Here is a 25,143-nt window from a genome sequence, read left to right as displayed (position 1 = left end):
TTTAATCCCCCTCAATCCCCCTTTGAAAAGGGGGAGGTTCGCACAAGCAAGGGCTTTGTAATGGGATGTTCCTCCCTGAGCAAGAATTTAAGCACTGCTTTAAATTCTTGCGTAAGAAGGGAGGCTAGGAGAGATTTTCTAATCTTTCCCCGCTTAATCACCTTTAAGATTCAATCTTTAACTCTTGAATCAAGGCTTTAAAATCTTCGCCTAATTTTGGATGATCGACGCCATAATGCAACACTGCTTTTAAGTAACCCAACTTGCTGCCACAGTCAAAAGTCTGACCTTGCATACGGTAAGCTTCGACCACACTGTTTTGTTGCAACATGGCAATGGCATCAGTCAATTGAATTTCATTACCTGCCCCTTTAGGGGTGTTTTCGAGCAAAGTCATAATTTCTGCAGGCAAAACATAACGCCCCACCACTGATAAATTAGAAGGTGCCGTGCCTACTGCGGGTTTTTCGACAATGCCCTGCATCACGGTACTTTCACCTTCAGCAGGTGCTGCAGCTACATCGACAATACCGTATTGATCGACCAGATGATCTGGTACTGCTTCAACCATAATCTGTGCAGCTTTGCTTTGCTCAAAACGCTGAATCATACGCGCCAAGTCATTTTGTGCCACATCATCCTTTACCAAAACATCGGGTAACAGTACCGCAAAAGCATCATTGCCTACTACAGATTTGGCACATAGCACCGCATGGCCTAAACCTAAAGGTTGTGGCTGACGCACACTCACGACACTGACATGTGTAGGTAAAATTTCGGTAATTTCTTTGAGCAAATCCAGTTTTTGTTTTTGTTCCAAAGTTGTTTCTAACTCAAAGTTACGGTCAAAGTAGTTTTCAATGGAGGCTTTAGATGAATGGGTCACCAAAATAATTTGCTCAATCCCTGCTGCAACTGCCTCGCGCACTACATATTCAATCGCAGGACGATCGACCACGGTCACCATTTCTTTTGGAATAGATTTACTGGCAGGTAAAAAACGCGTACCTAAACCTGCAACGGGTAAAATGGCTTTTTTAATCATCTCAGATACCTAATTTCACACAAATTTTTTAGTTAAATTTTACTCATCAACAAGTTGAACTGACTTACTTCAACTTAGTTTTTGAAATTTAGTTCACCTTAATTTCTGTACCACGGGCATAACCATCCACATAGTGTTCAAGCTGTGCTAAAGCCCAGTCGATATCACTTTGAATTGCGGTTAAGTCATGCATACGCTCAAACACCATCAGTAATTCATCCAACGGATACATTTTTTCATAAGAACGCAAAATACGACTGTGCTGGGTCACTTCGGTATTATCGGCATCAATCAACAATTCTTCGTAAAGTTTTTCGCCTGGGCGTAAGCCTGAATATTGGATTTCAATATCACCTTCCTGACTGCCTGTTTCTCGTACTTTTAAACCACTCAATGCAATCATTTGGCGAGCTAAATCCTGAATGCGTACAGGTTCCCCCATATCCAACAGGAATACATCGCCCCCCTGACCTAAAGCACCCGCCTGAATCACCAATTGCGAGGCTTCTGGAATGGTCATAAAGTAACGGGTGACTTCAGGATGAGTCACGGTAATAGGCCCACCTTTGGCAATTTGCTGTTTAAACAACGGCACCACCGAACCCGATGAACCCAAAACATTCCCAAAACGGACAATGCTAATTTGGGTCTGATCTTGCGCTTCTGCCATGGCTTGACAATACAATTCTGCCATACGTTTAGACGCCCCCATGACATTGGTGGGACGCACGGCTTTATCGGTGGAAATGAGTACAAAGGTTTCCACACCTGTTTTGACCGCTGCATTTAAGCTAAATGCTGTACCAATGGCGTTATTTTTCAAACCTGCTAATGGGTTACATTCTACCAAGGGCACGTGTTTGTAAGCAGCCGCATGGTACACGGTTTGAACCCTATACTGTTCCATCACTCGCTCTAGTTTGGCCTGATCGAGCACTGAACCTAAAATCGGGATAATCGTGACATCGCTATTTAAGCGTAATTCTTTGTCAATGCTGTACAACGCAAATTCGGTCAGTTCATAAATCACCAAGGCTTTGGGTTTATTTTTAACAATTTGGCGACACAGTTCAGAACCAATGGAACCACCCGCGCCTGTGACCAAGACCATTTTGTCTTGAATATTTTTAGCCAACAGTTCGGGTACAGGCGGCACAGGGTCACGCCCGAGCAAGTCAATAATATCGACTTCCTGAATATCCGATACGCGAATTTCACCATCGACCAGTTTGGTCAGTCCTGGAATTTCGGTAATTTTAATATGTGCAGGTTCTAAAAATTTGACGATCTCACTTTTACGTATGCGTCCGACCGAAGGCAACGCAATCAAAATTTCATCAATATGCTTTTTCGGCATGACTTTTAATGCTGTTTCTGCATCATAGACTTTCAAACGACCCAATTGCTGCCCAGTGAGTGACGGATCATCATCTATAAATAATACGGGTAAGTGTTCATCTGAACTATATAAAGCCGCCGCAATTTGCTGTCCAGCATTGCCTGCACCATAAATCGCGATGCGTTTTTTTTGTACATCGGCTTGTAAATAAGAACGCACGATAAAGCGAATAAAACCGCGGCTAAACCAAACCCATGCGAACATGAGAAATCCGAACATGAGCGGAATAGAAGTAGGAATAAAGGCATCGGTAAAGTAAGCCAGCGCATACAACCCTGCCACAGTCAAAGAAGTACCCAACCCCAATTTGACCATAAACAGTTCGCTGTAGGTGCGCACAATAAAGCGATATACCCCAAAAATAAACAGCGATATAACGGCAATCACACTTGCCCATACCGAACCAAAAGCCAAATTGGGTACAACTTCTGCCCCCAAATCAAACTGACGAATGGCATAACATAGCCACAGCAAGACAGGAAATACACAAAAGTCCAGCACCATTAAAAATGCAAGTTTGATTAAGCGGGGGGATTCTACAGCAGGTTCGATAATGGATTTCATAGATATACAATTATTAATATTTGAATTTTAAAACACCGTATTATTTAATGCAGAATACAGGTTCCAACCTCTAAAAATGAATGTGCAGCGATACTTTGACCACCCGCTACTTTTACTCCCACGCTTAAATGAGCAAATTCTTCAATGACAACGTCATGATCCAATAATGTACCAATATTTAAAATTACACCATCGTTGATCACAGTTTTACGACTAATGATACACCCTGCCATCACACTCACCCCTAGACCGATGTCAGCTGTTGGACTCACAACTGTTTTAGGATGAATCACCGAAGTCAATTCTATACCTAAGGCTCGCAAGGTCTGTTGCCATTGCTGCCGTAATGTATTATTGCCTACTGCCACAATCGCTTGAAGCTGCGTATTCTGCAACTGATTTAAATTGGCAATATTTGTCACAATGTTATATTCCGCCACATGCTGTGTTGCAGGCCAACGGTCATCGGCAAACATAATCTCTTGCCATTGTCCGCTAAGTTCTGCAGCTTCTGCAACAGCCAAACCGTATCCACCTGCACCTAAAATTAACAAGCTGGGTTTATTAAGCATCTGGATGACCTGCTTTGAATTTTATAGCCACAATTAACAATGGTATATAGGCAATCAGTACTGCCAACTCAGGGTATGCCCATGCTTGTGTAACCGTCATATAAGCGATAGGAAATAACCACAATAGGTTAATCGCAGCAACCGCCAACGTCACGGGGGTATGACTCCCGCATTTGCGCGATAAAATTTGATAGCTATGGCTTCGATGCGCATCGTACATTTTATAGCCACTCAACACGCGTTTAATAAGGGTATAGGTCGCATCGACCACAAATACACCTAGACAAATGATCCACGCACAAAACAGTGCCAAGTTTTCTTTGAGGGCGATGAGCGCCAAAATACCCAAAGTGAGGCCGAGAAATCCGCTACAGGCATCGCCCATGAAAATTTTAGCCTTTGGAAAGTTCCACAGTAAAAAGCCAAATACACAGGCTGCCAATAACCAAAGTATGTCTGAGTTTAATGTGGTATTCAGTACATAATACAATATAGCCATGCTAACGACAGTAGTAATGGCTTCGACACTGGCAATGCCGTTAATGCCATCCATAAAGTTGTACAGATTCAGCAACCACACCAAAAATAATACTGCAATAATATTGGCGATAAAGCCAAGTTGCACACCATTAAAAGCTGTAACTTCGCTAAAACCACCCAAGCTCATCACCACACCAATCGCTACCAAAAAATGCACAGCTAAACGCAGCATGGAATTGATATGACCATGGTCATCTAAAAAGCCCAACAAAGCGATAACAAAACCTGCAGCCATCAGGGTTAAACCTATATGTACTGTCAGCTGCTGGCTATACATTAAAATAATTAAAGCCAATAAGTAGCTACATACGACCGCAACACCGCCGCCTCGCGGCGTAGGTACACTGTGAGAACTACGTTCATTGGGATTGTCTATAATATTTTTCTTTAGGGCGTAATGCCGCATATAACCTGTGAATAGTAATGTCAGTATAAAAAATACGATGCTCAGTACAAAAATTGACATACGTGAATTACTCTTTCATTTTTAAATAATTTTGACCCGCTTGCAGCATCGCTTGCTGGGTACTCAATGGCGCTGTCCAACCCAACAGCTTTTGAGCTTTTGTAGTATCGACTTCTAGTGACTCAAATAACTGTTCATAGAGTTTAGATTTACCAATACATGCTGCGCCTAATTTCATAAGAGGTTGTGGGAGATAAATAAAACGTGCGGGTTTTCCCATGCCCTGCTTTAAGTATTGCACCAGCTCACGTGTAGAAATACGACTTTGATCTGCCACTAAAAATGTCTGATTGGCTGCATTCGGATGTTCAATACAGATTTGAATAAAATCTACCAAGTTTTCGAGTGCTACAAAACTGCGTCTGTTTTTTGTCCCTGCAAAAGGCAAAGGTAAATTGGTTGCAACTAATTTGAGCAGTCGAGCAAAGTTACCTGGTGCATGGGCCGCATAAACTAAGGGTGGCCGAATAATGACTAGCTCTGTGTCTGATTCAGCGAATAATATTTTTAGTGCTTCTTCTGCTTCCAGCTTGGACAAAGCATAATCTGCATGAGGTTGTGGTAGAGCATCCTCTGTGAATGGCTGTTGTGATGTCACTGCACCATTTACGCCTATAGAACTTATAAAAATAAAGCGTTTAACTTTTTTCTCTAACGCCTGCCGAGCAAGCTGTAATGTTCCGTCTACATTAACTTTACGAAATTCATCAAGAGGATCAAGAAGTTGATCATTTAAAATATGTGCTCGACCTGCTAAATGAATAATGACGTCTATATTATCGGGTATTCCTTTATCAAAAAAATTATCACTAGTTTCACGAACTAATTGCAAAATATTTGAACTTAAATTAAAATTCTCTTTTCTTGACAAAACCACTAATTGATAACCTAAACTTTGGTTAGATAGTGTTTTAATAAGTTGACTACCAACAAATCCACTTGCACCTGTAATTAATATATACATTATTAATTCAACTTAGACTCAATAAAATTTATATAATCTTGTACACTTTTCTCTCGAATAAAATCTTTATAAATTACTTTCTTATTTATCTTCGAGTTAAATTCAATACAATTTTGAGCTTTTAATTTATTAAGAGTACTAATTAAAACCTCAGTATTTTGCGATTCAATAATACTAATATTTTCAAATTTTTTTAAAGTATTCACAGCAACATTGCCACCACCATATATAACATACTTTCCAGTGGCTAAATATTCATATAATTTGGAAGGCATCGCACCACTAAACTCAGGTACAAGTTGTGCATAAAGAATGTCAGTTTTACTGTAAATATCCTTAAGAATATCAAAGTTTACCTGCCCCCAAAATCTTATATTTTTTTGCTCCTTATCGACCATACCAAAAACTCTTTGATAATCAGTACCGTGACCCACAACATTAAAATAAAAATTTGGTAATTTTCTACTAGCCTCAACAAGAGTTGAAAGATCCTGAGCTAACCCAATATTTCCTATATATGTTACAACTATTTTATCAATTTTTGTTTTTTTTGGAGGTAATGCTGATAGCTGGTTATAAATTTTTTCAGAAACACCATTAGTAAGCTTAAATACCGTGATCTTAGGAACAACAGATTGTATATAACTCAGTTCATAATCGTTAGTAACATCAATAACATCAAAGTTTTTAAAATTTTTAATAGCAGACGTTCGGAATATTAATTTAGAAACTCTTTGAACAAAAGAATGATCTGACAAATATTCCCAACTTAAATCACGAATATCTAAAAATTTTCTTCCTTTAGCCTTTAATAAGAAGCTTAAATGAAGCAAAAACATCGAAGGAATAGTAATTAGATTGAGATCACAACTTAATTGATTTGCCTTATCGATAACCTGATGTGCTAGCTTCAACTCTAACAACGCCCGCTTAAAAAAAGAAGGAATTTTAACATTAATGAAGGGAATCTTATGGTGAACAAAGCTTTTATCACTACATAAGATATAGTCATCATTGTCCATAGAAATTAATTGCACAATATAACCTTGTTTTAAAAACCCGTTCACCAAACTAATCACACGATTTCTTGCAGGGTTTTCAGTCTCTAATTGGTTAGCAGTAATTATACAAATAGATTTTTGAGTCATATTTTACACTTATTTAAAATTTCATTTGATTTACCAAAACTTATTATTGGCAAATTCATTTACAACAAACCTTAAAGATAATTTAGTCAACAAATTAAACCAATAAATCAACCCAAAAATAAACCTTTTGTATCAATATAATATGAGCCTATAGTAGATAGTTTTTTAAACTCTCTATGATCGACTAAAACTAAATGAATATCAGCCTTGTCTTTATCTTTTAATTGAGTAAGTTGAATATTAGCTGGCATATCTACAGGTAATTTTTCAATATTTGGCTCAATTGCCAAAATATTTAACCCTTGCTCTGCTAATTTTTTTGTAATATTTAATGCAGGGCTTTCACGCAAGTCATCTATATCTGGTTTAAATGCCAAACCATAACAAGCTACAGTTACATCTTTAATGGTTTTTTCAGGATTAGCCTGTAAAAACTCAGCAATCTTAATTTTAACCTGATCAATTACCCACTCAGGTTTACTATCATTTACCTCACGTGCCGTACGAATTAAACGAGCTTGCTCTGGCGTTTTAGACACAATAAACCACGGATCAACTGCAATACAGTGCCCCCCTACTCCAGGGCCTGGCTGTAAAATATTGACCCGTGGGTGACGATTCGCAAGTTGAATCAACTCCCACACATTAATATCTAATTTGTCACAAATAATAGAGAGCTCATTAGCGAAAGCAATATTAACATCACGGAATGAGTTTTCAGTTAATTTACACATTTCTGCAGTACGTGCATTGGTTTCAATGCAATCACCTTTTACAAAAACTTTGTACAAATCAATTGCCGCTTGCGAACAGCGTGAGGTCATTCCTCCCACAATACGGTCATTACTAATCAACTCTTGCAGGACTTTACCAGGCAATACACGCTCTGGACAGTGAGCAATTAGAATATCTGCCTGTTCACCAGTCTGCTGTGGAAAACTTAAATCTGGCCGTGCTTCACTTAACCAAGCTGCCATTTGCTCTGTAGCACCTACAGGTGAAGTAGATTCTAAAATAACTAAATTCCCTTTCACCAAGTGTGGTGCAAGTGCTTTAGCTGCAGATTCAATATATTTTAGATCAGGTTCATAGTTATCTTTGAAAGGGGTTGGTACAGCCACAATATAAGCATCTGCGGCAACAGGACTTAATTGTGCAGAAAGCTTTTGTTGTGCAACAACGTCACGCACCAAAGCATCTAGATCAGGTTCGACAATATGAACCTTACCCTGATTAATTAAGTCAACCGCATGTGGGTTAACATCTACACCCGTAACTTTTACCCCATGCGCAGCAAAGGTGGCTGCTGTAGGTAAACCAATATAACCTAAACCAATGACACAAATATGTTTGAACTTCTGCATTTTTTACTCAATTTATTTGTTTAAAGCGTGAATAATTTGTTGACTAGCGGTGCCATCCCCATATGGGTTATGCGCTGCCGCCATCGTTTGGTACAAGTCTGTATTTTCTAATAGTTCAATCACAGATTGCTGTATAAGTTCTGCATCAGTGCCTACAAGTTTGACTGTGCCTGCCTCTACCGCTTCTGGTCGCTCGGTGGTATCTCGCATTACCAATACTGGTTTACCCAAAGAAGGCGCTTCCTCCTGAATACCGCCAGAGTCGGTTAAAATTAAATAACTGCGGTTCATTAAATACACAAAAGGTAAGTAATCTTGCGGTGCAATCAAATAAATATTAGAAATACCCGATAGCAGTTCATTCACAGGCTTTTGTACATTTGGGTTTAAGTGTACAGGGTACACAATTTGCACATCAGGATAATGTTTTGCAATATTAGCCAATGCTGTACAAATATTTAAAAAACCCTGTCCAAAATTTTCTCGGCGGTGACCTGTCACTAAAATTAATTTTTTAGTCGGGTCTAAAAAATCAAATTGCTGCTCAAACCAAGTAATGATTGCTTTATCTTTTTCAACTTTTTCTTTTACAGTAAGCAAAGCATCAATAACAGTATTACCTGTAATGGTAATATTTTTCGGGTCTATATTTTCTTTAATTAAATTATTATAAGAAGATTGAGTCGGTGCAAAATGATATGTAGTTAATACACCTGTAAGTCTACGATTGGCTTCTTCTGGCCAAGGTGAATAAATATCACCTGTACGCAAACCTGCTTCTACATGTCCAACCGCAATTTTATGATAATAAGCAGCTAACGAAGTGGCAAAAGTAGTAGCTGTATCACCATGAACCAAAACAACATCGGGTATCCATTCACTAAAAACCTGATCCAAACCTTTCAATACACCAGAAGTAATATCTGACAAAGTTTGTCCTGGTTTCATCAGATTTAAGTCAAAATCAGGTATGAGATTAAAAAGCTCAAGCACCTGATCTAACATTTGTCTATGCTGACCTGTTACACATACTTTGGTTTCAAAACTATCTTCTTGTTGTTTTAATTGTAATGCCAATGGTGCCATTTTAATTGCTTCTGGTCGAGTACCAAATACCAATAATATCTTTTTAACCATATTAACCCTTAACAATTTAATAAAATTTTCTAGTCGAACTGAGTTATACATTTTCATTATAATTCAATTAACCTATAAACCTTTCCATTATAAACCATTTCTAACTTAAACTCTCACATAAAATTTCCCAAACGGCATTTATTCCATATACATCTCTTTTTATTAATACATTATTCTTCAACTTATCAATTTCCTCAGAATTTTTTATTAAACCTAAAACAGTATTAATATAAAGAGGGTCATTATTAAAATCCACTATGTACCCAGTTTCACCTTCATCAACAAATTCTTCAGCATTCAACCATCTTGTTGAAATAACTGGAAGCCCAGAAATATATGCATCTAAAATTGTACCAGGAAAACCTTCAGTATAATATCTTGTTGGAAAAAGCATTAAATCATACAAAGGCAAAATATTATAGATATTATTAGGCTCAATTACCCCACGATAATTAACATTACTAGCTTCAATTTTTTTAAAAAATTCATCCTTATAACCTTCAAATATTTGGCCATAAATATCTATAGAAACATTCTCAATCCCTAAATCTTTAATACTTTTATCTATTTCAAAAATTACATCAACCCCCTTCATAGGGTGAACACGTGCCATAAAAACAAGCTTAACATTTCCATCATTATTTTTTGCAGGCTGAATTTTTTTTAAATCAATATTTCTAAAATTGTATAGCTTATGTAAATTTTTAAAACCATATTTACTTAAATTATGCAAAAGATGATCTGTTTCAACATATATTCCATTAATATCTTTAAGCATATAGCGATGGATTTTTTTATTATTTAAAAAATCTGATAACCAACCGCCTACTACTAAATAATTTATTTTAACATTTGAAATTTTAGAAAAAAAATACACCAATGGAAATATGTATTTAAGGTTGTTGTGAGCTGGGAGATAAAATACATGATGTGCTTTAATAATCATCCAAAACATTTTCAAAATATTTAGTTTTGAAACCTTAAATGTTTGAGTATCAAAATATGTAACCTCATCTTCAGATTTTTCTTTAAGAAGATTATAAACATCACGGGTTTTTACTGTCTGTCCATCCAGTTGATTTGTAACATAACCAAAATAACCTAAAACAAGAATTCCCATAAATAAATACTCAACTTAAGAAAACTAAACACTCTTGACAAAATTAGAACCGCCAAACCCTTTTATCTTAAAATAAAAGAAAAATAACAAAAGCAGAACAACCTTATTATAGGATATAGCAAAAAAAATCACCTCACCCTTATAGTGGAAAACAAAAGATAAAATAACCAACAAAGTGAAAAACAAATAATCTCTACCGTTAATATATGCCACCTTAAAAACAAAATAAGTAAAATAAACATAAAGGAAAAATGAAAAAAATACCCCATAAAACAACGCAAAACGCATATATCCAGCATCAGTTTTCATATAGTAACCATCACCATCAATATATCGCCCATCACCAATAAGAAACTGTTTTTCAGTCAAAGGAAAATACATATTATAGAGAGTATCTGTTGATGTTGAAGATAAGCTTCCTGTATGGATTAAATTTAAGATAGGCTCCATACTATAAGTATAAAAGAAAGCTAAAGATCTATTTTCTATACTGTGCACCTCAATATCCAATAAAAAATATACTGAAATCAGAAAAAAAACACACATGGATAATAGAGCCAAAAATGACTTGATATTCTTAAAATTTAAAAACAAATAAGCTAAACCAAATATTAGTCCCAATAATGCAGTACGCCCAGCACTTACTGATGCAATACTACCTAGAACAACCAATATTAAAAAATACTTAAAACCAATAAATTTATTTTTATAGGCATAAAATGTTAAGAAAATAAATACCCCCATCACAATAGCCAAGCCAAAGGCACTACTATCAGCTATACCCAACCCTCTCGCACCAGCATATGTTTCTAGTACACGTACTCCATGGGCACTATTACGAGTAAATGATGTAATTAATTGAGAAAACTCAAAATTTAACAACATAGTCACAATAAAAATAGATTGTATGAAAAACACAAAAAGCAGTAAATTTATTAATTGCTTAATCGTTATATTATTTAAAAATAAAGACTTAGATAACACAAAAACTGCTAATATAGATATTATGAAGTTAATTTTTGTTCTTATAATTGAAAAATCATAAGTACCCAACAAAAAAGGAATAATTAAACATACAAAAAAATCAAATAACAAAAATAAAAATAGATAAAAAATCTCTTTTGGAATAGTTAAAAAATATTTGTTAAAATTAAAACCACCCCATACCACTATAGCCACAACTAACAAAGGGGTCATAGACCCTATAGGCGTAGGTAAACCAAATATAAAGAAAAATAACAGGACTATTACGCATAGTATAAATATTAAACTATGTGACTTTAAATAATCAGCAATCATTTAACAATACGTTCCCTTACAAAACTCCACCCCCCTGCCAGTATCAACTTAACATTAAAACTATTTAAAAACCCTTTACATTTAATAACTTGATAACCCTTAACATAAAGCAGAGAAAAGTATACTCGACCTATCTCTTTTAAAATAACGTTATAATTTAAGTCGCTGACTTTAAGCACAGAAATAATTTTATATAATAAAGTATTAATTAAAAAAATATCATTTTCTCTTAAATTTAAGAGCTTCATTCTTTCAATATTCGATAAATAAAAATTCACATTGACCTCCAGATCATCAACAGTAATTTTATAGTCATCAAAATAACGTCTATGAATATTACATAAAATCTCTTTACGTTTATCTATATTAGAGTTACCTATAGCTGTCTGGCTTGTTTCAACCACACGATAATAAAGTAATTTTTCTTTTAAGTTAAAGCCTTTACCATGCTGTAAAAGATCCATCCAAAAGTAATAATCTTCTGCATATTTATAGTTTTCATTAAAAGAAAGATTGTGTGTTCTTATAGTCTCTGTTCGAAACATTACAGAGGGGTGAATAAATGCGTTATTAAAAAAAAGCCGCACTCTGATATTTTCATCATCAATTGGTACATTAAATACTTTTTTATGGGAAAAATCTTCATTAAAGCGATAAGCTGATGTACCACAAATCACATAATCCGGATGTGCTTCAAGGAAACCAACTTGTTTAGCAAAGCGATTTGGGAAGCTAATGTCATCTGCATCCATACGTGCAATATATTTTCCTTTTGCTAAAGCTATACCTTTATTTAAAGTTCTTATAAGCCCTAAGTTTTGCTCATTTTTTACATAAACAATTCTATTATCCTGATATGATAAAATAATGTCTTCAGTTTTATCTGTAGAACCATCATTCAGAACAATTAACTCAAAGTTTGTAAAAGTTTGAGTTAAAATACTATCTATAGATTCTTTTATATATAATTCAGCATTGTATGCTGGTAGTACAACACTAACTAGCATGATTCCACCTTTATATTATCACTTTCCTTTAACCATGCATTATAGAATGCTGTATTTTTACCATAAGAATTATCTAGCAATACAATATTTTTATCCAGTAATAAAGACAAGATGCAACCATGTAATCTTGTAGTGTAAACAGTATCAAACTCATTAATAAAATCAATACCAGCTTTTATTAGTTTCGGACGAACTACATTAGTGGCATATCCATCAATCAATTTTGACATCATTGTTTTACTATGCTTCTTATTTATTCTTCTATTTAGCCCATTCAGATACCGTAATAATATACAAAAAATAGGCTCTTTTTCAAAAGTAGGCCAATCAGAACAAGTGATTTTTTGAGTAAGATATATTTCATTAACCTTGACAGCTTCTACATCAATACGTTTCATTAACAATTTTTTACCCGTTGCCATATTTTTACTTAACTTTTCTTCTTTTAAGCAGAATGCCATATCTGGTAAAAGTAATACTTTTTCTTCTTCCAAGTATCTGCATGCAATTTCATATGATAATTGATCTCTTACACATAAATATAAATTCTTATGTTTGGAAAAAAACAAAAGATCTTCTTCTTCTTTTATCTTACTTTCAAAATAAATGGTCTGAGGTAATATAATAATCTTATTATCTGGATACCTTTCTACTATTTTTTTTCTAAAATTTTGACTAGAGTTATAAATATCCCCAAAATTACCCCCCCCTTGCAATAAAATAATAGTTTCTTTATTAAGCTCTTGCATATCTGATGTTGTATAATTACCCACACCTACACACTTAAAGCTAACTTTTTTCAAAAAATCTAAGGTTCCCTGCCATATTAAAGTATCACCTATATTTAAATGATAAGGCAAATCCCAATAAACATAATCATTATCTATCAAAGGAAATAAATTTGACTCAATTACAGACTGTAACTTTCTCTTTAAATCTTTTACATTCATTTTCTAACCTTTCCAAAAAAATTAAAAATAATATCATATATTTTTTTATATTCACTTTTTTCAATTAATATAAAAAATGAAATAATTATGAATACTGATATTATCACTAATATACTCAAAACAGCATCTAAAATACTTTGATTCTGATAATCCATAAATATAGATACAACTGGGGACATGACTAACAACAATAAGAACAACTTACATACCAACCCAAGGGTATATTTTTTAATATTTAAACAACCTAAGCAACTAACACTATATATTCTATATATATAAGCTAAGACTGATGTAAATATCTTTGCAACAAAAGCTAATATAGGCTGTTCCCATACCATAAAACATAGATAAGCTATAGGTAAATTCATTATTAGAATAATTGATATAAAAACTTGATATCTTTTAATATTTCCTGATGCTTGAACCGTTAACCATAATGGTGCCGACAGCACTTCAAAGAGAACGATGATTAATGTCAGGCGAGTGAACGATACTGCATAATCAGGTACATTTTCCAACCAAATTTTTAAAATTGCATCAGCGTATGCAAATAGTGGCACTGCTAGCAATAGATATAAGAATACAGAAAACTTTGAGAAGAAAATAATTAATTGTTTTAATTTTTCAAAATCTTGTTGGGTATAAGTTCTCATCAAATATGGACTATAAGCTGTTTGAAAACTGCTCACAAATTGATAAACTGCAGTATAAATTTGTTGCGCAACAGCATTTGCTGCATTTATAAGGACTCCAAAAAAAATGTTTAATGTAATAGATAATCCTTGTTGAGACACCACTGTTGCACTACTTCCAAATAAAGTCCACCCAGAAAAAGAAAAGATTTCCCTATAATATAATTTAGGAACTTTTCTTCTTAATTTTGGCATATCCAACTTAAAATAGCACATCATTATATAGATTAATGTTACAATTAAGCTTATAAAACTTAAAATACAGCCATAAATAATGAGGTTGGATATATTTAAAGATAAGATACCTAATAGCATCACACCTAAAAATTTTATCGTAGCATCAAAAACTGAAATTGAAGCATACACTCCCATTTTTTCATTAGATATTAATAGAGCAATGAACGGCAGCCTAAAAATCATAAATACTAGATTAGCAACACACAATCTAAAAAAAACAACCGCGTCATAAGTTTGGTAAATCGGTATATTTAAACATCCAACAATATTATTAGAAAATGTAAATCCAAATATTAATATTAACAAGCCAACAATTGAGAAAACTTGTAAAGACACACTATAGATGCTAGATTGCTTATATGGATCGCCCTGTGAAACATTATAAAAACGCTGTAAGGTCGTTGCCATTGAGCCACTTAGTATACTAAAAAGGACAACAACTCCAAAAATAAGGTCGTATATTCCATAGCCTTCAAAACCTAGTGTTTTTAATAAAAGACGAGTAGAAAAAAGCGTTAAGAACATCACAAAAAACATTCTTAAAAACATATAAATTGTATTTTTTATTACAACTTTTGTCTGACTCAAAACTTCAACACCTATAAACGTAATGAAGTATTTTCTTCACTCAATAAATATTTTAAATCATAGAGCACATGCTTAACCTTACCTAAAGCATGTATTTCTGCCGCTGTCATTTGCTTAAACTGATCATGCGCAACTGCTAAAACAATGGCATCATATTTACCGTTCGCCAAACTAGCAACAGGATCTATACCATATTCCTTTGCAGCGTCTAACGGATCCACCCACGGGTCATAAATATCTAAATCTAAATCATATTCTTTTAAAGCTTTGACCATATCTACAATTTTAGTATTGCGAATATCAGGACAGTTTTCTTTAAAACTCAAGCCCATCACTAAAATTTTTGAACCCACCACTTGTATACGCTGCTTCACCATCTCTTTAATCAATTGTGTTGCAACATATTCACCCATACGGTCATTTAAACGACGTGCCGCTAAAATAATTTCTGGATGCAAGCCTAAAGATTGGGCTTTATGGGTTAAATAATACGGGTCTACCCCAATACAGTGCCCACCGACTAAACCTGGACGGAAAGGTAAAAAGTTCCACTTGGTTCCTGCAGCCTGCAACACCGCTTCAGTATCTATACCCAACTTATTAAAAATAACGGCCAATTCATTAATTAAAGCAATGTTCACATCACGTTGGGTATTTTCAATGACCTTGGCGGCTTCAGCCACTTTTATACTCGGTGCTTTATGCGTACCTGCAGTCACAATCAGTTGATAAACTGCATCAACAAAATCTGCCACCTCTGGGGTAGAACCCGAAGTCACTTTTAAAATATTGGTCACTCGGTGCAGCTTATCGCCAGGGTTAATCCGCTCTGGGCTATAGCCTGCAAAAAAATCCTGATTAAATTTTAAGCCTGAGACTTGTTCCAAAACTGGAATACAAGCTTCTTCTGTAGCACCTGGGTATACCGTAGACTCATACACCACTACATCGCCTTTTTTGAGTACTTTTCCAATACTAGTAGACGCTTTAATAAGTGGGGTTAAATCAGGTTGTTTAAATTCATCAATTGGCGTTGGAACAGTCACAATAAAAAAATTGCAGCTATTCAAATCATCTAAATTAGCGGAATAAGTCAGTTGTGTTGCTTGTTTAAGTTCTTCTGGAGACACTTCTAAAGTGTGATCTTGCCCACTTTGTAATTCTTGTATGCGTTTTTGCTGAATATCAAAACCCACAACAGGCAGCTGCTTGCCAAATTCAACCGCTAGGGGTAAACCGACATAGCCTAAACCAATAATGGCAATTTTTAGGTCTGAAAGCTGTAGCATTTGAGCGCCTTTAAATTTATATCTGTATTTTATGAAGAAAGAATCTTTCGGCAGGAATACTAGCAGAAATTTATGAAATTTCTATTATGATTTGTGCTCAAATTACTTGAAATAGATCACAGTGTATAGTTTTGGTAAATATTCACCTTTTTATTTAGAATAACGACCTAATTTTTACTTACTATCATTTTTACTTGATGCTTCTGACAAATATGCAAATTGAATACAAATTGCTATGTACCTATTTTACAAGTTCGGTAAAATGACAGTAATTTACTCAAAACGATTTTAAAAAATTTAATAATGGAATCTCGCGTGCGACACTTTCAATTGGCTGTTTTATTGGCATGTGGCATTGCCACCACAGGGTGCGCTGTCACTTCTGGTTTACAAACCTATGACCTACCTCGTGAAGGGGTTTACACCACTGACTTGGGCACAGCTGTCAATGTGATTAAACTCACGCAAGACTCTATGCTGGCTGTGCAACCTGCTGTACACAACATTCAACAAGACTATGCGCATCTGTTCAATACACCTCAACGCCAATACCGTTTAAGTTCAGGCGATATTTTATCTATATATTTATGGGCCTACCCTGAAATTACCCCACCAACCAATACCATTAGTAACGAAAAAGCCGTTGAGTCCAATGGCTATCAAATTGACTCACAGGGGTATATTCAGTTTCCTATTATTGGCCGTTACAAAGCTGCAGGTAAGTCTTTAGCACAAGTCAACCGCGAACTGCGTGGGCAATTGGCACGTTATTTAAAAACGCCAGACGTGATTGTGCGGGTTCTGTCTTACCAAGGTCAGCGATACTCGGTACAAGGTAATGTGATGAAAGGTGGGCAGTTCTATTTAAATGATCAACCTGTCAGTGTGTATACCGCTTTAGGTATGGCAGGTGGGGTCAATGCCCAACAAGGTGACAATGCCTCCATGACTTTAGTGCGTCAGGGGCGTAGCTATCAACTCAACACGGTAGAGCTAGAAAAAGCAGGGTTGTCATTGCACAACTTACTGATTCAGCCAAATGACACCTTATATGTGAATAACCGTGAAAACCAAAAAATCTATGTGATGGGCGAATCAGGCAAAAATCAGTCCTTACCTATGCGTGATCAAGGCATGAGCTTAAGTGATGTATTAGGTGAAAGTCTGGGCTTAAATCCACTGTCTGCTAGTCGTAGTAAAATTTATGTGGTGCGTAGCCAACCCAATGCGGCACATACCGAAGTCTATCATATGGATTTAACCAGCATTGCCGACTTTGGCCTAGCCAATCAGTTTAAAATGCGTAGCAATGATATTGTCTATGTTGATGCTTCAGGCTTGGCACGCTGGCAACGTGTGGTTAACCAAATTATTCCATTCTCAAATGCTTTATATAACCTAGATCGTTTGGGGAACTAATGAAAATTAATAACATCTTGGTGGTCTGTATTGGCAATATTTGTCGTAGCCCCATGGCAGAATACTTTTTAAAACAGCAGTACCCACACTTACAGATTGAATCTGCAGGTATTTCGGGTTTGGTAGGCCATGCAGCCGATGACAAAGCCCGTTTATGTATGCAACGTCACGGCATCGACATGAGTCCACACGTGGCAAAAAAACTCAATGCAGACTTAATTAAAAAAGCCGACCTAATTTTGGTGATGAGCCAAAATCAACAAAAGCATGTGGAACAAACTTGGCCCTTTGCCAAAGGCAAAACCTTTAGATTGGGGCACTGGCAAAGTAAAAACGTGGCCGACCCCTATCAGCACGATCAGGCCGTATTTGATGAGACCTGTGCGTTAATTCAAGCCTGCATTGCCGACTGGAAAAAATATATCTAGTTTCTTGATATTCTAGCTTTTTTTAAAATTTCTACTTTTTTGATATTTAAACTATGAGCCAAACCGCCAACACCGAAGACACCATTGATTTAAAGGAATTATTTTTTTCCTTAATCGCACAATGGAAATTGATTATACTTTGCGTTCTACTCAGTATCGTCTGCGCTTTACTGTATTTAAGAACCACGCCAGACACCTATGCAGTAGATGCTTTGGTACAGGTCGAAGACAGCAAAGGGGCCTCTGCAGCGTTATTGGGTGATTTGTCCAATATGATTGAGCAGAAATCACCTGCACAAGCTGAAATTGAAATTTTAAAATCACGTTTGGTGTTGGGCAGCGTGATTGATCATCTAAATTTAAATATTCGCGTTTCGGGTACAGAAGACAGTTTCTGGAATCGTTTAATTGCCAAGCATGAATATGACAGTGAATATTCATCTCAGTCAGTGCTATTTAAAGACAATCAAAAAAGTTTTGATATTCGCCAGTTCGATATCCCGCAATATTTTCAAGATAAAAACTTAATTTTAAAATTTGCACAAGGCAAATACAGCCTAACCGATGCAGCAACCGAACAGGTGGTTTTTTCTGCACCTTTAAACCAAGCCAGTCAATTACAGTCTGAATTTGGGCTGTGGAAAGTCGCAATTTTTAGTCAAGACAGCTTTAACGCTGCCTATAACATCCAAAAGCAAAGCCTGCCTGCTGCCATGAAAAGCTTAACTGCCAACTATTCAGTAGCAGAAAAAGGCAAGTTAACAGGCGTGTTGGGGCTGAATTACCAAGGGTCAGACAAACAACACATTACCCAAGTACTGAATGCCATTTTAGCAGCGTATAGCCAACAAAATATTGAGCGTCGTAGTGCAGAAACAGCACAGACCTTAAAGTTTTTGGAAGACCAACTCCCAGAACTGAAACAACAATTAGATGTGGCAGAACGTGAATTTAACCGTTTCCGCCAACAGTTCAATACGGTAGATGTGACCAAAGAATCTGAGTTATATTTAACCCAAAGTATTACTTTGGAAACCCAAAAAGCGCAGTTAGAGCAACAAGTGGCTGAAGCTGCGGCCAAGTACACCAACGAACACCCTGTGATGCAGCAAATGAATGCGCAACTGGGGGCAATTAACAAACGCATTGCAGAGTTAGACGGCACGCTCAAACGCTTGCCAGAATTACAACGCCAATATTTACAACTGTTCCGTGAAGTAGAAGTCAAACAACAGCTGTATACGGGCTTGCTTAACTCTTACCAACAACTGCGTATTGCCAAAGCAGGTGAAATTGGTAACGTCCGTATTGTAGATACTGCTGTAGAACCGATTGAGCCAATTAAACCTAAGAAATTACAAATTCTGATTTTGTCAGTTTTCTTGGGTGGCTTCTTGGGTACTTTGTTGGCATTACTGCGTAACATGTTGCGTTCAGGTATTAAAGACTCGAATCAGATTGAAAATGAACTGGATTTACCTGTTTATGCCACTGTGCCACGTTCGCCTGTACAAGAAAGTCGTATTAAGATTCTAAAAAAGAAAAAGAATATTCCTATTCTTGCAGTTAAAAACAGTGATGATATTGCCATTGAAAGCCTGCGTAGCATGCGTACTGCCATTCACTTTGCCTTAGGTAATGCCAAAAACAATATCATTATGATTTCTGGCCCTGCACCAGAGTTGGGTAAATCATTTATTTCAACCAACTTAGCTACCATTTTGGCGCAAAGTGATAAGCGCGTATTATTGATTGATGCCGATTTACGTCGTGGTTATATGCACAAATACTTTAATTACGACCCTAAGCCTGGCTTAACCGAATACCTGAATGGTCAACAAGAGTTAGGCAGTGTTGTGCGCAATACTGAAGTTGAAAATTTAAGCTTCATCAGCCGTGGTAAAAGTCCTGCCAATCCGTCAGAGTTGTTAAGTACGCAAAAATTTGCAGACATGCTCACGCACTTGTCTAGTCAGTTTGACCATATTCTGATTGATACCCCACCAGTCCTTGCGGTAACCGATGGGATTATTATTTCACAATATGCAGGTGTGAATTTGGTTGTGGCACGTTATGGCAAAACTCAAATGAAAGAGCTTGAACTGACTGTTAACCGCTTTGAACAGGCTGGCGTGAAAGTCAACGGCTTTATTTTGAATGATATTCAACGTGAAGCGGGTGGTTATGGCTATGGTTATAACTATGCTTATGCCTATAAAGCCAATAAGGATGAGGATTGATTTATTAAATCTGCACGTTTTGCCGGCGCTAGGCTTTCCCCTTAGTCAAAGGTGAGCTATATCTCGTGCTAGCCTCCCCCTTTGTCAAAGGTGAGCCATATATGGCGCAAGGAGGGGGATTAAAAAAATCTAAAACGTGAGCTATATACAGCAAAAGCCACCAACGTTAAAATCCCTCCTAACCTCCCTTTAAAAAGGGAGGAATGTTTCATTACAAAGCCTCTGCTTGTGCTAGCTTCCCCCTTTGAAAAAGGTGAGCCATATATGGCGCAAGGAGGGGGATTAAAAAAATCTAAAAAGATGAGCTATGTATGTCACAAGAAAGCTAATTAAAAATAAACCACTTTTTAAAACAAAGAATAAAAAACCATGCAACCCTATAACAAAAATTTAAAATATAACGCACGACAGTTAAGAAACAATATGACCGAAGCAGAACAAAAACTCTGGTTACGACTGCGTCAAAAACAACTCTTGGGCTTACAGTTTTACCGGCAAAAGCCTATTCTGAATTTTATTGTAGATTTTTACTGTCCTGCGGCAAGTTTAATTATTGAATGCGATGGCAGCCAACATTTGAACGAAAAAGGCTTAAAGTATGATTTATTACGTGATCAGGCTTTAACACAGTTAAATTTAACGGTGTTAAGATTTAACAATTTACAAATTTTGCATGAACTCGATGCAGTCGTCCAAACGATTGAAAATGTGATTTTAAGTCAACACGCTGATAATCCCTCCTAGCCTCCCTTTAAAAAGGGTAGGAGCATTTATTACAAAGCCCTTACTAGTGCTAGCCTCCACCGTTTACAGAAGAACTTTCTTCTGAAATTTACAACAATACTCAACAATTCAAATTGCAAAACTCCACTCAAAAACCTATCTTGGTTACAGTTTATAAACGCTGAGAATATATAAGCATGTTTGCACCTAAAGCGCTGCTGGCGACACTGGCATTAAGCTCATCCTTAACCTTTGCCCAAGGCATTGTCTTAAATAACCAAAACTTACGTACCGATTTAAACTGGCTAAATCAGCAAGGCGTCATTCAAATTAGTACGTCAACTTGGCCAATGAGCGGTGATGAAATTCAACGTGCACTTTCTCAAGCCAAAGTCAGCAACAACAATCATCAAAAAGTCATCGATGCAGTTGTGGCACATTTAAATGCTAATAACCAACTGCTCAAAGCCTCGCTTTTTGCAGAAACAGATCAAAAGAATATTCCACAGGCCTTTGGCGACCAACAAAAAGCACAATATCAAGCAGGTTTGGAACTCAATGCAGGCAATCAAAACTGGGATGCTAAAATTAGGGTCAATGCAGAAAAAGATCCACAAATTGACAACGATCAAGATGTCAATGTTGAAGGTTCGTATATTGCAGCCAAACTTTGGAATCAATGGCTCATTGCAGGGCAAATTCCAACATATTGGGGTCCTGCACATGATGGCAGTTTAATTCGTGGCGATGCTAGCCGCCCAGTTTACGGCGTAACTATGCAACGTGCTGAACAACAAGCTTTCAGCAACAAATGGTTATCATGGATTGGTCCATGGCAATATCAAGCCTTTGCAGGTCAGTTGCAGGATTATGATGCTGTACCCGATGCCAAATTAATTGGTTTACGTGTCACTGCACAACCGCTGCCTTATTTGGAATTGGGTGCTTCACGTGCCTTTCAATGGGGTGGTGAAGGTCGACCTGAAAGTTTTGACTCATTCTGGGATGCGGTGATTGGTAAAGATAATGTGTATGGAGATACTCCTAACCCATCTAACCAAGTGGCAGGCTTTGATGCACGCTTAAACCTACAGCCATTGCTACAAGTGCCAATGGGTGTTTATGCACAATATGCTGGTGAAGATGAAGCAGGCGGCTTACCTTCAAAAAAAATGTATTTGGCTGGGGTAGATTATTCATCAAGTTATCATAATATGCCGTTCCAACTCTATACCGAATGGGCTGACACCCGTACCAACGGTACAGCACAAGGTATTACTTATAATCACAGCACCTATACTGACGGTTTCTACCAACATGGCTATCCTTTAGCGCATGCTATTGGCGGTGATGGACAAATGATTTCAGTCGGTGGTGATATTCGTTTTGATCGTATGAACCGCGTGAATGCACGTATGCTGTTTGCCAAATTTGATCAGGCGGCTAATTCACCAGCAAGAAGCGAAACCAATAAAGCTTTCCCAGAAAAAGATCAGTTAAAAGCTTTGGATTTGACTTGGACACACTATTTACGCCCAGATATTCCACTTAAACTGAATGGCTGGATTAGCGATTCAGATGCCCATGGCAATGATGGTGGTGCATCGATTGGCATTGAATTTCCTTTAGAAAAAGGGCTGTTTTCATATTAAGTCTACCCGCTAGACCGAAATACTTCGTGGATGAGATCGACACCGATTTCATCCATTTTTCTAAGATTAAAAATTCAGCGCAACTCAATTATTTAACGCAAAATTTCAGGCAACGCCTTATAACCACCGCTTTTGCTTAATTCAATTTTCATTTTTTGCAGCATTTGATACGGTTGCTGTTGCACAAACATATTCACAAAACTTAAAGGAATCGAGCCCTCAGGGTTAGCATAGCCGTAGGTACTGACTTTGACTTTGTGATTACCCAATTTCTGAAAGGTCCAGTCGCCTTCGTAATCCTGAATACGCACATAATCTGGGTTCAAGGGATAGCCCCCCTCAATGGCTTTATTTTGAATACTAACCATACCTTGCGCATCTTTACTCATTTTGCCTTTGACCACCAAATCACGATCTTTTAGCGGAAAAGGAAAATCCAGCACCATATATAGTAAGAACTCACCTTTTTGGTCATCGCGTGACAAAACTTTGACACTGCCAACATAAGGCACCCATTTCACGGCATGATCGACATCTAAAATTAAGGCAGCAGCTTTTTCTAAAGGTACATTGAAGGTGGTTTCGGCCTTATACAAAAATACAGGGCTAGACTGCTGTTGATAGGTCCAGACTTTAATATTGTTTTTATGAATACTCAGTTTGGCATGTTCAAGACTTTGCGCATGCGAGATATAGCTACAGGCGATCATGCCAAAAATTGGCAGAATTTTTTTCATTATCTTGTGCATCTTATTTTAGTTTTATGTGGGGTCTGATGCTTCATCATCCATGACATCAGACCCTAGTTTTAACTGCAGATCACGATTTGTTCAAGCAGTTTTTATTATTTTATCGTCAGCGGCGATTTAAACTTGAATATCGTTAAAGCCAAGTACATCTTTCATGTCGTATTTACGGGCTTCACGTCCAACCACCCAAGCAGCTGCACGAACAGCACCTGCAGCAAAGTTCATACGGTTGGTGGCTTTATGGGTAATTTCCACACGCTCGCCATCGGCAATAAACATCGCAGTATGTTCACCCACAATGTCGCCACCACGAATGGTCTGGAAACCTATACTTTTACGCTCACGTGGCCCTGTGTGTCCTTCACGGCAGTAAACAGCGTCGTGTTTTAAATCACGACCTAAGGTTGCTGCAATGGCCTCGCCCATCATCAATGCCGTGCCTGATGGTGCATCGACTTTATGACGATGATGCGCTTCAATCACTTCAATATCTACACTATCACCAAAGACTTTGGCTGCCAATTCCAGCAGTTTAATGGATACGTTCACCCCTACTGAATAGTTGGCGGCATATACCACTGGCGTCTGTTGAGCCGATTCTTCTAAGAGCGCTTTTTGTTCATCATTCATGCCTGTGGTGCCAATCACAATCGCCACGCCTGCTTCACGACATAGCTTTAAGTGCTGTGCAGTGGCGGCGGGTGCGGTAAAGTCGATCACGACATCACAGTCAGCTAATACTTGTTCTAGGCTACCCACCACTTTCACGCCAAGTGTACCTACACCTGCCAACTCTCCTGCATCTGCACCCAATAAGCTGCTTTCCGGGCGTTCTACTGCAGCTGCCAATTGGTAGCCTGCTTCTTGAACGGCTTGAATTAAGATGCGTCCCATACGGCCGCCCGCGCCTAATACACCAATGCGTGGAGTTGCTGACATAGCATATTCCTAAAATAGATTGTAAATTGTGCTTACTATATCAAAACTCGCTGCCTAGACTAAGTTTGTCTGCCAAGTTTCTGGGTTTATTTTTATCGGAAAGCAACTGTGACTGGGCTGCTGATGATCACTTTAAATATCTCAGGCAAACTTTTATCAAAGCGGTGCTAAAAATTTATCTGAAAATACTCATTTTTTTTTATTTCACAAATTTGCAAACTTGTATGCGCAGACTAACCTGCACGAATGATAACAACTGCAAAAATTAAAGGGGATTTACATGCATTCGAAGAAAATTGTATTGGCATTATTGTTGGGCATGAGCACAGCATCCGTATTTGCAGAGCCTGCACTTCAAGAAGGTGATACGCTTGAAAGCCTGTCTAAAGTCCGTATTAGCGTGACGCTACAAGAACCTCTTGCTGTTGAAGTCGATGCACCTGAACTAGAAGAAACAGCAGCAGAACATGAGGTTGTTGCAAGCGCTCAACCACAAACTACCGTTGAAACAGCAACGACTGAAATGGTGGATGTTTTAGAGATTGATGTACCTGAAGTCGAATAAGAGTACAGCAGATACAACAAAGGCGATCTTCAAGATCGCCTTTATTT

General features: G+C 37.1%; 22 protein-coding genes. 6 read left to right on the top strand and 16 right to left on the bottom strand.

The features are described from left to right. Positions 1-163: 163 nt before the first annotated feature. The 14 genes from galU to tviB all read right to left on the bottom strand — a co-directional run bounded on the left by galU (position 164) and on the right by tviB (position 16,381). On the bottom strand, positions 164-1,045 hold the full coding sequence (gene galU, locus J4G44_RS02895) for a UTP--glucose-1-phosphate uridylyltransferase GalU (protein ID WP_207973833.1): 882 nt from the start codon (positions 1,043-1,045) through the stop codon (positions 164-166). An 88-nt stretch (positions 1,046-1,133) separates the two neighbouring features. Then, positions 1,134-3,008 carry a nucleoside-diphosphate sugar epimerase/dehydratase gene (locus J4G44_RS02890; protein ID WP_207973832.1) on the bottom strand — a complete coding sequence of 625 codons (1,875 nt, stop codon included), beginning with the start codon at positions 3,006-3,008 and terminating at the stop codon, positions 1,134-1,136. A gap of 44 nt (positions 3,009-3,052) precedes the next feature. After that, positions 3,053-3,580 carry an acetyltransferase gene (locus J4G44_RS02885; protein ID WP_207973831.1) on the bottom strand — a complete coding sequence of 176 codons (528 nt, stop codon included), beginning with the start codon at positions 3,578-3,580 and terminating at the stop codon, positions 3,053-3,055. After that, a complete protein-coding gene (locus J4G44_RS02880; RefSeq protein WP_207973830.1) occupies positions 3,573-4,586 on the bottom strand; it encodes an MraY family glycosyltransferase in 1,014 nt (337 codons plus the stop codon). The genes J4G44_RS02885 and J4G44_RS02880 overlap by 8 nt, the downstream gene beginning before the upstream one ends. Positions 4,587-4,593: 7 nt before the next feature. After that, on the bottom strand, positions 4,594-5,550 hold the full coding sequence (locus J4G44_RS02875; protein ID WP_207973829.1) for an NAD-dependent epimerase/dehydratase family protein: 957 nt from the start codon (positions 5,548-5,550) through the stop codon (positions 4,594-4,596). A gap of 2 nt (positions 5,551-5,552) precedes the next feature. Further along, positions 5,553-6,698 (bottom strand): glycosyltransferase, encoded by a 1,146-nt coding sequence (locus J4G44_RS02870; RefSeq protein ID WP_207973828.1) that lies wholly within the window; start codon positions 6,696-6,698, stop codon positions 5,553-5,555. 107 nt (positions 6,699-6,805) lie between these two features. Continuing rightward, entirely contained in the window at positions 6,806-8,062 is a 1,257-nt protein-coding gene (gene wecC / locus J4G44_RS02865) for a UDP-N-acetyl-D-mannosamine dehydrogenase (RefSeq protein ID WP_207973827.1), read from the bottom strand. Between the two features lie 12 nt (positions 8,063-8,074). Further along, on the bottom strand, positions 8,075-9,199 hold the full coding sequence (gene wecB, locus J4G44_RS02860; protein ID WP_207973942.1) for a non-hydrolyzing UDP-N-acetylglucosamine 2-epimerase: 1,125 nt from the start codon (positions 9,197-9,199) through the stop codon (positions 8,075-8,077). A 100-nt stretch (positions 9,200-9,299) separates the two neighbouring features. Next, positions 9,300-10,319, bottom strand: coding sequence for a glycosyltransferase family 4 protein (locus J4G44_RS02855; RefSeq protein ID WP_207973826.1), 1,020 nt, complete (start codon positions 10,317-10,319; stop codon positions 9,300-9,302). A 24-nt stretch (positions 10,320-10,343) separates the two neighbouring features. Further along, positions 10,344-11,516: a hypothetical protein gene (locus tag J4G44_RS02850; protein WP_228291703.1), complete on the bottom strand. Its 1,173-nt coding sequence runs from the start codon at positions 11,514-11,516 to the stop codon at positions 10,344-10,346. A 98-nt stretch (positions 11,517-11,614) separates the two neighbouring features. Next, positions 11,615-12,625: a glycosyltransferase family 2 protein gene (locus J4G44_RS02845; RefSeq protein ID WP_207973824.1), complete on the bottom strand. Its 1,011-nt coding sequence runs from the start codon at positions 12,623-12,625 to the stop codon at positions 11,615-11,617. Then, on the bottom strand, positions 12,619-13,575 hold the full coding sequence (locus J4G44_RS02840) for a polysaccharide pyruvyl transferase family protein (protein ID WP_207973823.1): 957 nt from the start codon (positions 13,573-13,575) through the stop codon (positions 12,619-12,621). The genes J4G44_RS02845 and J4G44_RS02840 overlap by 7 nt, the downstream gene beginning before the upstream one ends. Then, positions 13,572-15,092 carry an oligosaccharide flippase family protein gene (locus tag J4G44_RS02835; RefSeq protein WP_228291702.1) on the bottom strand — a complete coding sequence of 507 codons (1,521 nt, stop codon included), beginning with the start codon at positions 15,090-15,092 and terminating at the stop codon, positions 13,572-13,574. The genes J4G44_RS02840 and J4G44_RS02835 overlap by 4 nt, the downstream gene beginning before the upstream one ends. Before the next feature lie 11 nt (positions 15,093-15,103). Then, positions 15,104-16,381 carry a Vi polysaccharide biosynthesis UDP-N-acetylglucosamine C-6 dehydrogenase TviB gene (gene tviB / locus J4G44_RS02830; protein WP_207973822.1) on the bottom strand — a complete coding sequence of 426 codons (1,278 nt, stop codon included), beginning with the start codon at positions 16,379-16,381 and terminating at the stop codon, positions 15,104-15,106. Positions 16,382-16,696: 315 nt separating this feature from the next. Here tviB and J4G44_RS02825 point away from each other — a divergent pair, with 315 nt between their 5' ends. The 5 genes from J4G44_RS02825 to J4G44_RS02805 all read left to right on the top strand — a co-directional run bounded on the left by J4G44_RS02825 (position 16,697) and on the right by J4G44_RS02805 (position 22,843). Continuing rightward, positions 16,697-17,800, top strand: coding sequence for a polysaccharide biosynthesis/export family protein (locus J4G44_RS02825; RefSeq protein ID WP_207973821.1), 1,104 nt, complete (start codon positions 16,697-16,699; stop codon positions 17,798-17,800). Next, positions 17,800-18,228, top strand: a complete 429-nt coding sequence (locus tag J4G44_RS02820) for a low molecular weight protein-tyrosine-phosphatase (protein ID WP_207973820.1) — start codon at positions 17,800-17,802, stop codon at positions 18,226-18,228. Before J4G44_RS02825 ends, J4G44_RS02820 begins: the two co-directional genes overlap by 1 nt. A gap of 53 nt (positions 18,229-18,281) precedes the next feature. After that, complete coding sequence (locus J4G44_RS02815) at positions 18,282-20,468, top strand: polysaccharide biosynthesis tyrosine autokinase (protein ID WP_207973819.1); 2,187 nt, start codon at positions 18,282-18,284, stop codon at positions 20,466-20,468. 369 nt (positions 20,469-20,837) lie between these two features. Further along, entirely contained in the window at positions 20,838-21,212 is a 375-nt protein-coding gene (locus J4G44_RS02810) for an endonuclease domain-containing protein (protein ID WP_136143550.1), read from the top strand. Between the two features lie 176 nt (positions 21,213-21,388). Further along, on the top strand, positions 21,389-22,843 hold the full coding sequence (locus J4G44_RS02805) for a capsule assembly Wzi family protein (RefSeq protein ID WP_207973818.1): 1,455 nt from the start codon (positions 21,389-21,391) through the stop codon (positions 22,841-22,843). A gap of 92 nt (positions 22,844-22,935) precedes the next feature. Here J4G44_RS02805 and J4G44_RS02800 read toward each other — a convergent pair whose 3' ends face one another. Then, complete coding sequence (locus J4G44_RS02800) at positions 22,936-23,553, bottom strand: START domain-containing protein (protein WP_420830719.1); 618 nt, start codon at positions 23,551-23,553, stop codon at positions 22,936-22,938. Positions 23,554-23,709: 156 nt separating this feature from the next. Further along, positions 23,710-24,531: a 4-hydroxy-tetrahydrodipicolinate reductase gene (gene dapB / locus J4G44_RS02795; RefSeq protein ID WP_070154911.1), complete on the bottom strand. Its 822-nt coding sequence runs from the start codon at positions 24,529-24,531 to the stop codon at positions 23,710-23,712. A gap of 280 nt (positions 24,532-24,811) precedes the next feature. Here dapB and J4G44_RS02790 point away from each other — a divergent pair, with 280 nt between their 5' ends. Further along, a complete protein-coding gene (locus tag J4G44_RS02790) occupies positions 24,812-25,096 on the top strand; it encodes a hypothetical protein (protein WP_207973816.1) in 285 nt (94 codons plus the stop codon). Positions 25,097-25,143: the final 47 nt, after the last annotated feature.

Origin of the sequence: Acinetobacter towneri, assembly GCF_017498585.1 — a bacterium.
GTDB classification, from domain to species: domain Bacteria; phylum Pseudomonadota; class Gammaproteobacteria; order Pseudomonadales; family Moraxellaceae; genus Acinetobacter; species Acinetobacter towneri.
The sequence above is the reverse complement of the archived record's forward strand: the minus strand, read 5'-3'. Positions and strand labels throughout refer to the sequence as shown.